The 15,044-nt window shown below is 55.3% G+C and carries 13 protein-coding genes and 1 tRNA gene; 8 read left to right on the forward strand and 6 right to left on the reverse strand.

Translation table 11 applies throughout. The annotated features are described in order from the left end of the window. Window positions 1–120 precede the first annotated feature (120 nt). Entirely contained in the window at window positions 121–579 is a 459-nt protein-coding gene (locus MBOO_RS04205; RefSeq protein ID WP_012106349.1) for a hypothetical protein, read from the forward strand. A gap of 210 nt (window positions 580–789) precedes the next feature. Here MBOO_RS04205 and MBOO_RS04210 read toward each other — a convergent pair. After that, window positions 790–863, reverse strand: a tRNA-Phe gene (locus MBOO_RS04210). Between the two features lie 98 nt (window positions 864–961). Here MBOO_RS04210 and MBOO_RS04215 point away from each other — a divergent pair. The 3 genes from MBOO_RS04215 (at window position 962) to MBOO_RS04225 (ending at window position 3,245) form a co-directional block, all read left to right on the forward strand. After that, window positions 962–1,927, forward strand: a complete 966-nt coding sequence (locus MBOO_RS04215) for a DHH family phosphoesterase (RefSeq protein ID WP_012106350.1) — start codon at window positions 962–964, stop codon at window positions 1,925–1,927. 130 nt (window positions 1,928–2,057) lie between these two features. Further along, window positions 2,058–2,558: a hypothetical protein gene (locus MBOO_RS04220; RefSeq protein WP_012106351.1), complete on the forward strand. Its 501-nt coding sequence runs from the start codon at window positions 2,058–2,060 to the stop codon at window positions 2,556–2,558. Between the two features lie 120 nt (window positions 2,559–2,678). Continuing rightward, on the forward strand, window positions 2,679–3,245 hold the full coding sequence (locus tag MBOO_RS04225; RefSeq protein WP_232385644.1) for a DUF308 domain-containing protein: 567 nt from the start codon (window positions 2,679–2,681) through the stop codon (window positions 3,243–3,245). A gap of 180 nt (window positions 3,246–3,425) precedes the next feature. Here MBOO_RS04225 and MBOO_RS04230 read toward each other — a convergent pair whose 3' ends face one another. Further along, window positions 3,426–3,689 carry a UPF0147 family protein gene (locus MBOO_RS04230; RefSeq protein WP_012106353.1) on the reverse strand — a complete coding sequence of 88 codons (264 nt, stop codon included), beginning with the start codon at window positions 3,687–3,689 and terminating at the stop codon, window positions 3,426–3,428. 77 nt (window positions 3,690–3,766) lie between these two features. Between MBOO_RS04230 and MBOO_RS04235 the strand changes: the two genes are divergently transcribed. Beyond that, complete coding sequence (locus MBOO_RS04235; RefSeq protein ID WP_012106354.1) at window positions 3,767–4,195, forward strand: Sjogren's syndrome/scleroderma autoantigen 1 family protein; 429 nt, start codon at window positions 3,767–3,769, stop codon at window positions 4,193–4,195. 281 nt (window positions 4,196–4,476) lie between these two features. Here the strand turns inward: MBOO_RS04235 and MBOO_RS04245 are convergent, their stop codons facing one another. Continuing rightward, window positions 4,477–6,714, reverse strand: a complete 2,238-nt coding sequence (locus MBOO_RS04245; protein WP_012106355.1) for a DEAD/DEAH box helicase — start codon at window positions 6,712–6,714, stop codon at window positions 4,477–4,479. Window positions 6,715–7,226: 512 nt separating this feature from the next. Then, the gene (gene glyS, locus MBOO_RS04255; protein ID WP_012106356.1) at window positions 7,227–8,948 is read right to left on the reverse strand and encodes a glycine--tRNA ligase; all 1,722 of its coding nucleotides are present in this window, start codon (window positions 8,946–8,948) and stop codon (window positions 7,227–7,229) included. A 299-nt stretch (window positions 8,949–9,247) separates the two neighbouring features. On the opposite strand from glyS, the gene MBOO_RS04265 reads away from it, so the two are divergent. The 3 genes from MBOO_RS04265 to MBOO_RS04275 all read left to right on the forward strand — a co-directional run bounded on the left by MBOO_RS04265 (window position 9,248) and on the right by MBOO_RS04275 (window position 12,294). Further along, window positions 9,248–9,856 carry a helix-turn-helix domain-containing protein gene (locus MBOO_RS04265; protein WP_012106357.1) on the forward strand — a complete coding sequence of 203 codons (609 nt, stop codon included), beginning with the start codon at window positions 9,248–9,250 and terminating at the stop codon, window positions 9,854–9,856. Window positions 9,857–9,992: 136 nt separating this feature from the next. Beyond that, window positions 9,993–10,661 carry a metal-dependent hydrolase gene (locus MBOO_RS04270; RefSeq protein ID WP_012106358.1) on the forward strand — a complete coding sequence of 223 codons (669 nt, stop codon included), beginning with the start codon at window positions 9,993–9,995 and terminating at the stop codon, window positions 10,659–10,661. 139 nt (window positions 10,662–10,800) lie between these two features. Beyond that, window positions 10,801–12,294 (forward strand): RNB domain-containing ribonuclease, encoded by a 1,494-nt coding sequence (locus MBOO_RS04275; RefSeq protein ID WP_012106359.1) that lies wholly within the window; start codon window positions 10,801–10,803, stop codon window positions 12,292–12,294. A 79-nt stretch (window positions 12,295–12,373) separates the two neighbouring features. On the opposite strand, the gene MBOO_RS14190 is transcribed toward MBOO_RS04275, so the two are convergent. Both MBOO_RS14190 and MBOO_RS04285 read right to left on the reverse strand, forming a co-directional pair. Next, entirely contained in the window at window positions 12,374–13,966 is a 1,593-nt protein-coding gene (locus MBOO_RS14190; RefSeq protein WP_012106360.1) for a PKD domain-containing protein, read from the reverse strand. Between the two features lie 248 nt (window positions 13,967–14,214). Beyond that, window positions 14,215–15,012, reverse strand: a complete 798-nt coding sequence (locus tag MBOO_RS04285) for a hypothetical protein (protein ID WP_012106361.1) — start codon at window positions 15,010–15,012, stop codon at window positions 14,215–14,217. Window positions 15,013–15,044 lie beyond the last annotated feature (32 nt).

A 15,044-nucleotide genomic window follows, 5' to 3' on the forward strand; every position in this document is an offset into this window, starting at 1 on the left:
TCCGGGATATAATGGCGTTCAAGCCCCCCCGTGAATGGACCGGCTGGCGGGTTGACTGCGTGATCCGCGCAGCCGGTGAAAAAAGAAACGGTTATAGGCTGAAGTGATCTATCCCAGAATATGTCGAAAAGAGATGCTCTTGTAGTTCTTGCTCTTGTTTGTCTTGCGATGATCCTTGCGGCCGGGTGTACCGGCAGCACGGCCGGATCCACTGCCCCGGCCGGTACGGGATCGGCTCCGGCCACGACTCAGGTTTCAACACCCGGTGTGGTAACGCCGGCTGCAACCTCAGGTACGGTAGCGGCTGCATCGCAGGACCCCATTGTCGGCAAATGGTCAACTCCCACGGTCCAGGGTGAGAGCGCACAGGTTGTTTTTGGTGCTGACGGAAGCTTTACCGGCTATCTCAACGGGGGGACCCAGGTAATGAAATCAGGGACCTGGCAGAGTGCCGGCAGCGGTAAGTATACGGTAACTATCACCGGCCAGGCAGCGCCCGCAAACTGGGTGCTCGATGCCACAACCACTACGGCATATAATGCCGCGTACCCGGCCCTGAAATACACCCGTACCGGTTAAGAGGGTCAGTACAGAAAACACATTTTACCCTTTTTTAAGATCGTACGGCAAGACCGTCATTATCTGGTAACCATCTGCACAAAAACCGGCACCAGAGAAAAAAATCTTACCTGTTCCGTGCAGGAAGTCCATCTCTCCTATTGCACCCGGTTTTTATGGAAAATGCGGATGCCCTGCCGAAGAGTAAAATCTGAATAAAAAGCGTTTTTATGCCCCAGCCCGGATTTGAACCGGGGACAACCAGATCTTCAGTCTGGCGCTCTCCCAGTCTGAGCTACTAGGGCAGGACACAAATATTGGCATTTGGGCTTAATAAATAATACGCCTGTCCTGCTTTTCCTGCGGCTCTTATATATGTCCCGCCATGCCACTATTTACCTAAATGCCCCCTCCTTCTGCCTCCGATGATGATGCCGGCCTGGCCCGCGCCGTAGCATCGCGCAGCGCCCACGTGGTCCACCTGACCCACAATGATCTCGATGCCGTTGGTGCCGATGCTATCCACCGGATGAGGTTTGGGGATGATGGCGTGTTTACGATCTGGAGCTCGGTGGGAAAATTCCCCTCCCTTTTTGCGCTCATCGCCTCCTCCCCGGGGAAAGGAGACCTTCTTTCCATCTCCGACCTGGGCTGCCAGCGGGACACCGCGGCAACAGCCGCCCGGGCCCGCGCAAACGGCTGGGTGATCGAATGGCGGGACCACCACCGCTGGCGTGAGGAGGAGATCGCAGGTGTCAGGAATACCGTATCCCTCCTTCATATCGATACGGAAGTCTGTGCCACCGGGATTGTAGCAAAGGATCTTGCACCGGAGAACCCCCTGGCTGCCGAGGTGGCAAGAGTAGTCTGTGATTACGACCTCTGGAGGCATGCCGATCCCCGGTCCGCGGTGCTGGGGGAAGTGCTCCAGAGAAAGAAGAACCGGGAGCATGTCCGGGACTGCCTGGCAGCCGGGGTCTTTTCCGATCCCATCATCGAACGGGAGTACGCGGAGATCCAGGCCGAGATGGGAACCATGATGGCCCGCAGCCTCTCCCATGCAACGTTCCTTGGGAAGAAATACCGTATCGTCTTTGCCCCGCTCTACGGGTACCCGAGCGAGACTGCGCATTTCATACGAAAGGAAAAAGGGACCGATATCGAGGTAATCATTGGAAAGGACGGGAAGTTCTCGATCCGGTCGGTCCCCCCCGTCAGCCACCTTATTGCCCGGGAGTTCGGTGGCGGCGGCCATCCTCATGCATCCGGGGGGAGTTTCTCCTTTACGGTGGTCGAACGGTTCACGTGGTGGCTTTTCAAGAAAAGCCGGCATTTCGACGAACTGGTAAAGGTTGCAGAAGCGCTCTGAAGTCTGCCGGTGTCTTTCAGGACCGCCGGGCTACATTTCTTTTTTTTGTGAAAACCGTCTCCTCTCCGGCGTGGTTACGCTGTTGACAGCAAGCCTTTATAGATAAAATTGTAATGTAGACTTGACACCTATGAAGCGCAGTTATCTGATTATTGGGGCTATCCTCATCGTTTTACTGGCGGTTATGCCTGCGCAGGCATTCACCGCAAAGACGCTTACCATTACCTTAAGCGGGAATGGTGACGCACAAGCGGATATGCAGTATGATCTCTCGTTTATGGAACAGGCAGCCATCTTCCTCCACGCGGCAAATCCGTCGGCCACGCTCCAGAGCGCCCTTTCGGCAAACCTCGGCCGGCAGGTCACGGTCAATAGTGCTGACATGTCATCGGCAAATGTGCTCATCTCCTCGTTTGCAACGGTTACGTCGCAGGGAGGCAATTCGACTACCCTCACCACACCGTCATTCTCGTTTGCAAATGCACAAAATGAAGTGAAAAACGAGTGGTACGGGTCGCTGATCTCTGCAGATTTTGCACCCCAGACAACGACCATCACCTTCCCGGACGGGTACCAGGCAACCTACTATAACCAGATCAGCATCCCCTCGGTCTCTCATACAATCCAGTAAGGAGCAAAAAAAGGTGCAGTCCCGGCAGGACTCCCTTTCTTCTTTTGGTTTTTAGCCAGGTTTGCGGGAAATTATAAGAGAATAATATTTATCTCTCTTTACTGCCGAACGGGATCATTGGTGCCCTTTATGGCCACAAATGTGTCTTCTGGCGAACAAGCCACCGGTATAAAGTGGGGAGCTCTTGTCCTCCTCGGTCTTCTTGCAGTGATATTCGGTCTCCTGGTAGTCCTCTTCCCGGGCCTTTCTGCAACCGTGCTCGTGGAACTGATCGGGATCCTGATCATTGTTTTCTCGTTTTCTGCCCTCATTCTTGCTGCTCTCTCGCCGGGTGGCTGGACAGGATCGGCCCTCCTTGCGGTTCTTGCAGTCATCGGGTTCTTCTTTGGGATAGCTACGGTCATCTCGCCTGTCATTATGGGGCAGGTTATCATTGTGATCGCAGGCATTGCCCTGTTCCTGGGTGGCCTTACCGGGCTTGTCCTCGCAATCGGTGAACCGCATATGGTCCACCGGGGACTCTTTGCCCTTCAGGGTATCCTTGCAATTATTCTTGGCCTGCTGATCTCTCTTGTGCCGGTAGTTGGCGTTGCCCTGATGGTAATTGTGGTTGGCGCGATCCTGGTGATCTACGGGATTGTGGGAATTGCTCTCGGGTACAGCATCCGCGCCCTTTCGAAAGCCTGAGATCCCTCCCTCTTTTCGTTTCTTTTTTTTTAGTCGAACCGGCAAACTCTCTCCAGGCGGGGTTTTTTCCCCCGTTATCTCACCTGTGTGTGTGCAGGGAGGAGACGCCAGCGTCTGAAAGGAGAGCGGGCAGAAACGAAAAGAAGGAGTGAATATCAGGAAAAACAGTTCCCCGTGCCTCTAGTCCAGCGGGATGGTCTCGAGCTGGGATACGAGTTCCCAGATTCTTGTCCGTGCGTGGATGGGCATGTTGGGGTCGTTGGATATTTCATCAATTTTGGAGATTGCTTCTGCAGCGCGCAGGCCCATTGCCTTGCCGTTGTTTACAAGCAGCGCCCGGGTCTCATCGGCAACGCGCCGGATGTTTCTCGGGATTGTGCTGTCCTCCTGGATGTGCTGCAGCATCAGGATACAGTTTTCCATGGTTTTTTCAGGATTTGGCATGGTATCACCTACCGTGTACCTGTAGTTAATACGTAGAACTCGCATATATAGTTTGAATATCAGACAGACGGTGATGTATGCCCGAAAGAAAAGACGATGATATCATGGCCGAGTATCTCCTTAAAGGGGGGAAAATGCTCGAGAAGTCCTGCCCGGTATGCGGCTGCCCGCTCTTTGAATACAAGAAAAAGACCCTCTGTGTGGTCTGCTCCGAAAAAGAGGACGCGGCAAAGCTCGCGAAGGCTGCTGCCACGGCCCCTTCTGCTGCTCCCAGAGCGCCCCATTCCCACGAACACGATGCAGGATGTTCATGCGGCGGGGATCATGATGCTGAGCCCTGCTCATGTGAAGATGAGGAGGGGGGAATGCTTGCCGAGGAAATCGCAATGACCGTCCACGCGCTCTGCGAACGGATCAACAATGAAAAAGACCCCAACCACATCCTGACCCTCATGTCTGCAATAAAGACCGGGACAGAAGCGCTTGAAATTTTGTGCCGGCTGTGAACAGGTCCTTTTTCAGGGATACTTTTTTTATTGCGCGACCGCCGGTCCGGTTCTTATTAGGGTTTTTGCCGGGTGCTGGTGTGACGTAAATGGCGATTCTCCTCAATCCAAAACGATGGCTCCCCACATCAGGCCCTCGCGGGGCACGGCGGGGCAGATTATCTTATAGGGGAATTGGGGGAGAACCGATAATTGGGGCCGCCGCGGGGCGTCCTTCGGGGCGGCGGCAGGGGATTGAATATTCGAGAATAATTTGTAACAAGTCTTTGGGTAATCACTCATTATCCGTATTTTCTCCGGCACAGCTCGAATATCTTTCCGCCGGTCTTCTCCCCGATTCCTTTCACCGCCACAAGTTCCTCGAGTGTCGCATTCACAATCCCCTGAACAGATCCAAAATGCGCGAGCAGCAGCCGTGCATTTTTCAGGCCGATATCGGGAAACGCTGAGATGATATATTCCTGCTCCTCTTTTGCCGAGGTAAATGATTTGTGCGGGTGGAGCTTGCGCTCGCCGCGCTCGCCTTCTTCCCTTTTTGCAATCACAAAGAGCATCTGCGCCGTGTCCTGCTCGTCCCGGGTAAAGAGGAGGGTGATGCCCATATCGATGGCAAGCGCCGCGAGCACCCCCCGAAGTGAGTTCGGGTTCATGTCCCGTTGTGTGTAGATGTCGCCCCCCTCGATCACCATGACCGGCCGGGGCACGGCATCCGCAAGAGATTTGGCCTGCCCGAGAAGGTCACGGTTGATGAGGGTATCGACAAAGTCCCGAGCGGTCTTGCGCTCAACAAGGATCCGGTCACCGATCGCATAGTCCCCCTGAGGCAACCGCTCAAGCCGGATCGCTGCCCCCATCCCGGAGAGTTCCTCGACAACCTTCGAGGAGGTCTCGCGGTCGTCGATCCGTATCGCCGGGCCCTGCGGGGTGAACTCTTCGATCCGGGTCTGATCGGCCATGACCGGTTGCTGTGCCGTGATATCCTGCCCGCTCATCTGCCGCAGGTTCTTCTGCATCTGCCGCTCCTTTGTCTGGCTCACGTAGCGGTATACATCGTCCGAAGTGCCTTTTGTCGCGAGCACCACCACCCTTCCCGCCCCCGACCGGCCGGTCCGTCCCTTGCGCTGGATGGATCGGATTTCGGAGGGGACCGGCTCGTAGAAGATCACGAGATCGGTGGAGGGGACATCAAGGCCCTCCTCCCCGACCGATGTTGCGACAAGAACCTTAAACTCGCCGGCTCGGAACCGGGCAAGGGCAGCGATCTGCCTCTTCTGCGAGAGACCCTTTTCCGCGTCCTTTGTGGCCTGGCCCACAAACCGTTCGCAGGAGATCCCGTTTTTGGTGAGGTAATCGACAAGGAGCTGGACCGTGTCCCGGAAGGTGGCAAAGATAATGATGCGGCTGTCGGGATGAGTATCGATCTGCTCTTTTACGATTCCAAGAACTGCTGCGGGTTTGGGATGCAGTTCCCCGGCCCAGGAGATCGTCCGTTCGTACAAGGAGTGGAAGGCCGGGTCCCGGCTCAGCCGCTGGCTGGCCTTGCTCCCCCCGGATCCCCTACCTTCGGCAACCAGTTTTGCGATGTACCCCTTAAAGACCTCGCTTCCCTGTGATTCTGCAAGGGTTACTGCGTGCTTGAGCTTGAGGCACTCCGCGTACACCGAGGCAGCGGAGTACCCTGCCGGATCACGGTTCTGGATCCGCTGCTGGATCTGCGCATTGATCCCGGCAAGTTCCTTCATCGACAGCCGGTCTCTTTTCGGGACCGCAAAACCCAGCGAGGCCAGAAGACCCAGCCGGTCATCGATCAGCGTGTGGATGGCATGGATGGCACTTTTTAGTTCTGCCGGGAGATCGATCTGGTGGACCTCGACCTCGCGCTCGTGGACATAGGGGCTGACATCGGGATCGTTCTCGGTCCGGTTCTCGACATGGGCGATACCGAGGTTAGCACAGACATCGCTGACTTTCTCCTGCGAACCGCCGGGAGATGCGGTCATGGCAAGGAGCAGGGGTTTTGCAGCCGTGTCGTGATAACGCCGGGCAAGAAAAACATAGGCGTAGTTTCCTACAGCCCGATGGCACTCGTCCACAATGAGGAGTGCCACATCCTGCAGGGTGTAGCGTCCTGCAATAAGATCGTTTTTTACTACCTGCGGGGTGGCAAAGATTACCTGTGAGCGCTCCCATTCCGCTGTCCGCTCGGTGGGCGGTGCTTCTCCCGTAAACATCGCAAACTGGCAGGCATCGGGAGCGGTGGGGCTCTTTGCGATCAGGTATTTTTCGAAAAACCGGAGGTGCTGTTCCACGAGCGGCTTTGTGGGGGCAAGCATCAGCACTTTCCCTCCTTCGTTGTAGAGCCGGGATGCAGCCACAAGCAGGGCGATCGCGGTCTTCCCAAGGCCGGTCGGGAGGATCACCATCGTGTTTGCATCCAGCGCCTTCATTGCGATCCCGAGCTGGTACTCCCGCGACTCAATGCTGTCAGGTCGGATGAGGGGGTGGCTGATGCAGGGCATATTTCTGATGAGGATTTGACTCTCCGGGTAATATAGGGAATTGTGGGGAAGGGAGGAATATCAGGTATCCCACTAATTCAGCTATTAAAATTGAAAATACGAGTCTTCCCACCCCCTTCGGGGGTCGCTCGGCCGCCTCGTCGGGGCCTCGCTGGGCAGATTATCCGTTCTCTTATTAGCTGGCAGGTAATTGAGGCCAGATTAGATAATAGCAAAATTGTTCTATTACCAAAATAATAGGCTATGTGTAGAGGATAGAATGATTTGGGACAAGATGCCTTGGTATCTTACAATTTTGTCTCTTTGTGGACTGTTTTTAATGATTTACGGTTTTACTTGCGTCATCTATCATAAGATTTATTCTCAAATACTCATCGAAAAAAACATTAATCCAATAGTTCTGATTACAATCGGAATTGCATTTTTCGGACTTGCTTTATCGTGGAATTCGATAATGAAAAAATAAGATTACGCTATTTATTAAAACAAAAAAGATTCGTTTTATCAAAAATTTATCCCAGTTCCGCGAATTTCCTGTCGCCCCGGACCAATGCGCTTACAGTTTCTGGTATTTTGTCAACGGCGATCCGGACCTGCTTCATGCTGTCCCGGTCCCGGAGTGTGACCGTGTGGTTCTCCTTCGAGTCGTAGTCAACCGTGATCGCGAACGGTGTGCCGATCTCGTCCTGCCTGCGGTAGCGGCGGCCGATTGCCCCGGAATCGTCGTATTCCGCAAGGATACCCTGCTTCTGCAGGGTGGCTGTGATTTCGCCGGCAAGGGTATCGAGACCGTCGCGGGCCATGAGCGGGAATACGGCGACCTGCACGGGGGCGACCTGCGGGGAGAAACGGAGCACGGTCCGCTTCTCGCCATCTGCCGTGTCCTCATCGTAGGCCTGTTCGAGTACCGCGTAGCACATCCGGTCGATCCCGTACGAAGGCTCAATCACGTGGGGCACAATCTCCTCGCCCCGGATATCCACTACCTCGTCTTTTACTTCGAAGAGATCTGCAGGAATATGGATTGTCTCGCCATCAACAGTCACATCGGCGCCTTCGGGAGTTGGTGTCGCAGTTTCAAGGGCGGCAAAGATAGCCTTTGCCTTCTGCCGGTACTGCTTGCCCAGCACCCCCATGTTCGGGATAATACGCCGGCGCTCTGCTTTCTTTGGCGCCTCGTACTGGATGAAGACCGTCATTGAGGTACCGCTCTGCTTTGCATGGGCGTTTAAGTCATAATTGGTCCTGTCGGCAAGCCCAACGGTCTCGACCCAGCCGAAACGCTCCGAGTACACCTCGGCGTCCCAGCAGTCTGTAGCGTAATGCGCCCGCTCGTCAGGAAGATGCTGGCGGAACCGGAGCCGTTCGGGCTTTATGCCGATGGTCACCAGCAGCTCGTGGGTGAGGGCGACGTAGTAGGCTACGTACTCGTTTGCGATGATGCCGTTATCCACTGCTTCGCGCATCGACATTTCGACCGCGGGCTCGCACTTCTGCTGGTGGACGTATGTGAGAAGCGGCATCCGGTAATCTGCATACCGCTTAAATGCCGGGTGGCGGTTCTTCTCATTGGGGTGGACAAAGATCTCGGCCTCAGCCTGGGTAAATTCGCGGAGCCGTATCATGCCCTGCCGGGGTGAGATCTCATTCCGGTAGGACTTGCCGATCTGGACGGCGCCAAACGGGAGCTTGTCCCGGTAGAATCTCAGGAGCCGGGCAAAGTCCACAAACATCCCCTGCGCGGTTTCGGGGCGAAGGTAGCCAACCCTCTGTGAACCCGGGCCAATGGTTGTCTGGAACATGAGGTTGAAGTTATATACCTCGACGTTCCCGAGCACTTCCCCACAGGCGGGACATTTGCAGCCTGCAATGGCAGCAGCAAGGGTTGCATTATCCATTGTCGCAGCTCCGCATACCCCGCCGCCATCAGCCACGTGATCGGCCCGGAGGTATTCCTTACAGTGCGGGCACTGGCACATCTTGTCGGAGAAGCCCTTGACATGGCCTGAAGCAATAAAGACCGCCTCCTGGGCAATTGTCGGGCACTCGATCTCGTAATACCCTTCCTGGACAACGTAAAAATGCCGCCAGATATTCTCTATCCTCCGCTTCATCATGGCACCGAGCGGGCCGTAATCGATAAAACCGGCCACCGCCCCGTAACACTCCGAAGTGGGCCAGATAAAGCCCCGGCGCTTGGCCAGATCCATCACATTCTCAAAAACATCACTCATGCAGGATCCCTGGAATCTTCTCTTATATGGTTGCACCACTCCCGACAAAAAGGCTCGCGTCCGGGCTCCCGTACGCAAGGGATCTTTTCGGGGTGCCTTTTTCCCGGCGGATCCCCGCAGGTCTTTTGTCTGGGGAAGTTTCCGGATTGCCGCAAAATTACGAATTTCAGGAAAAAAACGGGCGGGTGGGAAATGGCAATCCAGACCGAAATAAAAGGTTTCTGGTCAAAAACACCGTAAAGATAGCATTAAATAGTTAACGAAGTATTGTATATCCTAATCCCAAGACGGGGTATCCAATGACGGAAGACAAACGGAAATCACAGCTGCTGGAACTTTTCAGCACCATGTCCGGCAAGACAAAAATTGTCGAACCGATGAAAAACATTCATGGCACCCTCCGGGACAGCGATGCAATAGAACGCGAGGTTGCACTGGTGATGAGAGAGATCATCGAGCAGGGGATCTTCAAGACCTCGCTCAAGCCGATCCAGCTCGCAAAGCTCGTCACTTCATTCTACGCCGGAAAGAACGACACCGAGATCGCCCGCGAGCTCGGTGATGAAAAGTTAAGCAAGACCGTTGCCCGGGCCCGGGTCAGGCTCAAGCTCTTCCGGGATCTCGATTACCGGATGCCTTTTGACAAGGCAAAGATGGAGGAACTGATTGCATCGGGAAAGACCATGAAGGAGGTTTCCGATGAACTCGGTATCAGCCCTTCCACACTCCGGGAATACCGTCACGTGATCGAGGAACAGGAAGATCCTACCATCGATCCGTACCTCCGCCGGATCCGCGATGTCATGGAGGACCGGGATCTCTCCGAGCAGATGACCCGGAGCGCAACCGCAGACAACCTGGGCGAATCCATCGATATCACGGAAGCCGAGATGATCGATGTTACCTAAAAAAAGCCTTTTTTCTGTTCCTCTCCCGTAATCCCCCTTTTTTTCCGGCCGGGTCCCGGTAATAGCCGATCCCCTTTTCCAGATATATGCAGCCGTTATAACAATCTTCATCCATCGGGCACTCCCACCGGCATATATGCATCTTACCTGGCTTGGCCATGCATGTGTTCTGCTTACCGGTACAAAAAAAGTCCTTATCGACCCGTTCATTCCTGAAGGGAGCGTTGCCGGTACCGACCCGGACCTTGTCCTTGTCACCCATGGTCATTTTGATCACATGGGCGAGGCTGTTACGCTCAAAAAACCGACCGTGGCAATCGGCGAACTTGCCCGGTACCTCCAGGCAAAGGGAGTTCCGGCCGAGGGGATGAATATTGGCGGCACCATCGAATCCGGCGGGATCATGGTTACCATGACCCCGGCCCTCCATACCTCAGGGATCGATGATCCGGCCGGCGCCGGGTGCGCCGGGACCGCTGCGGGATTTGTGGTCCGGATGGACGGGGTGTGCGTGTATCATGCCGGGGATACCGGCCTCTTTTCGGATATGAAACTGATAGGCGAACTTTACCATCCCGATGTCGCCCTTCTTCCGATAGGCGGGAGGTACACGATGGGGACAAAAGAGGCAATGGTGGCAGCGCAGTTTATTGGTGCAAAGACCGTGATCCCCATCCATTACAATACCTGGGAGAAGATCGCGGCAGATGCGAATGGGTTCAAGACTGCAATCGAACGATCAACCGATTTATCCGTATTCCTTCTCGGGCCCGGAGAAAGTATGGATATTCCCCCGTCCCGGTAACCCGGCGCCCTTGGCGGGAATGAATGTCATCTTCCCGGAACGGTTGCTTTTTTTAAGCACAGGAACACTGCCGGAATCCGGCAATGCCGGATTTTTTCAAGAGATATTTATGCATTCAGCGAAAACAACACCCCATAGCATGAAAAAACACCGGCCGCATCTCCATGATATCGATCTCAGGTCCATTGCATTGCATGCCATGGAAAAATACGGTTTCGCGGCCCGGTTTCCCCCTCAGGTAACCGATGAAGTAAACGGGATGCAGGAGCGGACTTTTGTTGATTTTCCCGGGGATGCGTGTGACCTGCGTGCGCTCCTGTGGTCGTCCATAGACAACCATGATTCCCAGGACCTCGACCAGCTGGAGTACTGCGAGCGAAAGCCGGATGGTACGATCCGGGTCATGATCGCCATAGCCGATGTCGATTCGTACGTGAAAGCACACTCTCCCACGGACGAGTACGCGGCTCACAACGGGACCTCTGTGTATACCGGTATCGTTACCTATCCCATGCTGCCAGAACGGCTGTCCTATAACCTCACTTCCCTGTTGCAGGACAAGGATCGCCTGGCCGTGATCATCGAATTTACCGTACACCCGGAGGGGAGTTTTACTCCGGGAGAGGTGCACCGGGCTCTGGTGCGCAACAAGGCAAAACTGGTGTACGAGAGTACGGGAGCCTGGCTCGAAGGAACCGGCCCGATCCCTCCCGGGATAAAGGAGATCCCCGGGCTTGAAGAGCAGGTTCGTATTCAGGATGAAACTGCAAAACTCCTGCGGAAATTCCGCCGGGACCAGGGTGCACTTGAGTTCGATACCCTGGAAGCCGAGGTAGTCTTAGAGGATGGCGAGGTCAGTGGGCTTACTACACGGACGCCCAATCCCGCCCGGGCCCTGATCGAAGAGTTCATGGTTGCGGCAAACGGGACCATGGTTGCACGGCTGGGAGCTGCCGGTGTCCCGATGATCCAGAGGGTGGTAAAGACCCCGAAAAACTGGCCGGGTATCATCCTTGCCGCCGCAGTCCTTGGTGAGACACTGCCCGAGAAACCGGATGCAAAAGCGCTTGCACGATTCCTTGCACGGCAAAAAACTGCCGATCCGCTTCATTTTCCGGATCTCTCCCTTGCCGTCATCAAACTGCTGGGGCCGGGCGAATATACGCTGCTCGAGCCGGGCGAGAGTCCGACCGGCCATTTTGCGCTCGCAGTTATCGATTATACCCATGCAACCGCTCCGAACAGGCGGTACGTGGATATCATTAACCAGCGCCAGATAAAGGCAATCCTTGCAAAGAGTCCCGGCCCCTATGCTGCTGCTGACCTTCGGGAGCGGGCCGGCTGGCTGACTGATCGGGAAAAGGCTTCAAAGAAGGTAAAAAGATTCATGCGAAAATCTGTTGCTGCCATGCTGCTTGCTGACAGTATCGGAAAAACATTTGAAGCGCTTGTGACCGGCGCCGCGGACAAGGGAACATACGTAAGGCTCCTTACTCCTCCTGCAGAAGGCAGGGTGGTAAAAGGTGAGCGCAATCTCCAGGTCGGGCAGAAGGTCAGGGTAAGACTCCTAAAAACCGACCCTTATAACGGTTTTATCGATTTCGAGTGTATCAGCCGGGAAAAAATGGTCTGACCGGGGATTGTATCCCGGCCACTTTTTTCATTTCTGTTTTTTTAGTCTCTTTAAAAAAAAGGCGGTTAACGGTCTCCCGCTACAGTTCCCTGCGTCCCTGGTGTCTCCTGCCACCGGACCTCCCTCCCCCACCACGACGGAGGAGAAGGGTCACGACCACAATTACCAGGATCACAATGCCAATCAGGGGCAGCATCCATGACGGCAGGGTGCCCTGGCCTCCCGGCGGGGCCGTAGTTGACGTTGTGACCGGGGTTGCAGTCTGGAGCGTCGCTGTTACGACAGGAGTTGGCGACTGGCTGATCACCTGGGCAGGTGTTGCGGTCACAAGAGGTGAGGTAACGGTGATGTATCCCGGTACTGTGGTCGTATTGCGGCCCCCGGAATTCACCGCTGTCAGGCTGACCGAAAAGGTGCCGCTTGTGGTATAGGTGTGGGTCGGGTTCTGATCAGTACTCTGGGAACCGTCCCCAAAGGACCACTGCCAGCCGATCGGAGCATTCCCCGATGTGTCGGTGAATTGGACTGTCAGCGGGGCGCTTCCCGACTGGACATTTGAAGAAAAGGAACTGGCCGGAGGGGACAGGGCATTGGTGACATTGATGTATGCCGGCATGGTACTCGTGTTGCTGCCCGCCGTATTCGAAACCCCAAGGGAGATAGCATAGGATCCTATGGAGGAAAAGGTATGGACCGGGTTCTGGAGGGTGGAGGTACTCCCATCCCCGAAGGTCCAGTACCATGCGGTCGGGGTGTTGTTGGAGGTGTCGGTGAACTGGACACTCAGGGGATTGATGCCGGCAGTGACATTAGAGGTAAATGATGAAAAGGGGGTTGCCGCATTCACGGTGATATATCCCGTCTGGGTTGCCGTGCTGCTCCCCACTACATTGGTGGCGGTAAGGGAGACGGTATAGGTGCCCGCCGCAGTATACGTGTGGGTCGGGTTCTGGAGAGTAGAGGTTCCACCGTCCCCAAAGGACCAGACCCAGGAGTTCGGAGAGTTTGTCGAGGCATCCACGAACTGGACGGTCAGCGGCCCGTATCCCGAAGTTGCCGTTGCCTTAAAGAGAGCTGTCGGCGCCGCAGTGACCTGGGTTATGGTGATGTAATTGGCCAGGGACGTTGTATTGCTCCCTGCGGAGTTTGTGGCAGTAAGGGTGACCGTATACGACCCTTGTGAGGTGTAAGTATGCACGGGATTTGCGCCACCTGAGGATCCCCCGTCCCCAAAGGACCAGACCCAGGAACTTGGGGAGTTTGTGGAGGTATCCAGGAACTGCACGGTGAGGGGAGGGGAACCCCCGGAGATATTGGTGACAAAAGAGACCAGAGGTACGGCCGCAGCCTTTATTGCGGTGACATATCCCTGGTACGTGGCGGTATTGGTACCTGCAGAGTTTGTCGCGATCAGGGTTACCGTGTACGTGCCCGGTATCGTATAGGTATGGGCAGGGTTCTGGAGGGTAGAGATCCCGCCATCACCAAACAACCAGGTCCATGTGGTAGGGGAATTCTGCGATGAGTCAACGAACTGCACCGTGAGCGGAACCGTTCCTGTGGAGGCGTTCGAGATAAACGATGCCACCGGCACCGCCCCCATGACCGGGGCGATAAGAAACAGGAGGGAAACAAAGAGGAGGAAAATCCAGAGCACATGTTTTGTTTTCATAATGAATCAACCGTTTACTTTTCCAGGAGATTCTCCCGGACATCAGGTGCATCCCGCTGCACCTGTTCCTGTCATAGTACCAATGCTCATATCTCCCGTAATTAATTTTTCCCCTCCCATTATAGCAGATTAATGCGGTTTTTCGGCAATCCGGGTCATGTACAAAATTTCCGGTGCGATCTGCCGGAAGGATTCCGGTTACCGTACCCTGTTTTTTGGAGGGAGGGTTCTCTGTCCGTTGGCAAAAATCACATAATGTATGCGGCCTTTTTTACTATCTGCTCCCAGTATGAGCCGCACTCTTCCGTACAGTACCCGCCTCCGGTCACCTGGTCTGCATCAGCATGCGACAGGACAAGACGGATCGCCTCTTTATCCGGGTCCACGATAATCCAGCGGTTCACTTCGTACTGGTTTGCCAAATCGATCGCGGTTTCAAGCATCTTTGGACTCACGGCTATCTCGCGCTGGTACTCCATCAGGGTTTCAAGAGCTGTACCTCTTGGCTCCGGTGCAAAAAAGAAGGCTTTCTTTCCGGCAAGAGAAGCGACCTCCTGGTCGTCCACGGTCGTGCAGATGAGGACATGTCCGCTGACACCTGCATCGCGCATGGCCCGCATCATGGTCCGGTAGGCATTTGTCATCGCGGCGCACCACTCCTCGTTGTCCCGGTAATAGCGGTCGGCAATACCCAGGCTGGACGGGGCAGGCAGGGCGCACCAGATGCCCTTTTTTTCTGCAGCAAGCCGGGCGGCATCTTCGGCAAGCGCCCGGGTCTCCACATGGATCTCCTCTACTGCGGCTTCCATTTCAGCATTCAGGCCGATAAGGCATTCCCGGATCCGATCCTGGCAGAAGAGCCCGCCGGCACAAGGGAAGGTTATACCTGAGGCGAGCTGGGGGGCAAGGGAGCAGTCGAGCTGGTACGCGTGGAGATCGGCTTTTGCTCCCCGGTGATCCGCCACCCACGTGGCAAGCGCGGCGGGATCCGGCGCGCCCGGTTCTGCACCCAGCGCCCGCGTGGGAAGAGGAACAACCTTTGGCATGGTACAGGAATTATTACCTATCGAATGCTAAA

It is taken from the genome of Methanoregula boonei 6A8 (assembly GCF_000017625.1).
Classification (GTDB): Archaea; Halobacteriota; Methanomicrobia; order Methanomicrobiales; family Methanospirillaceae; genus Methanoregula; species Methanoregula boonei.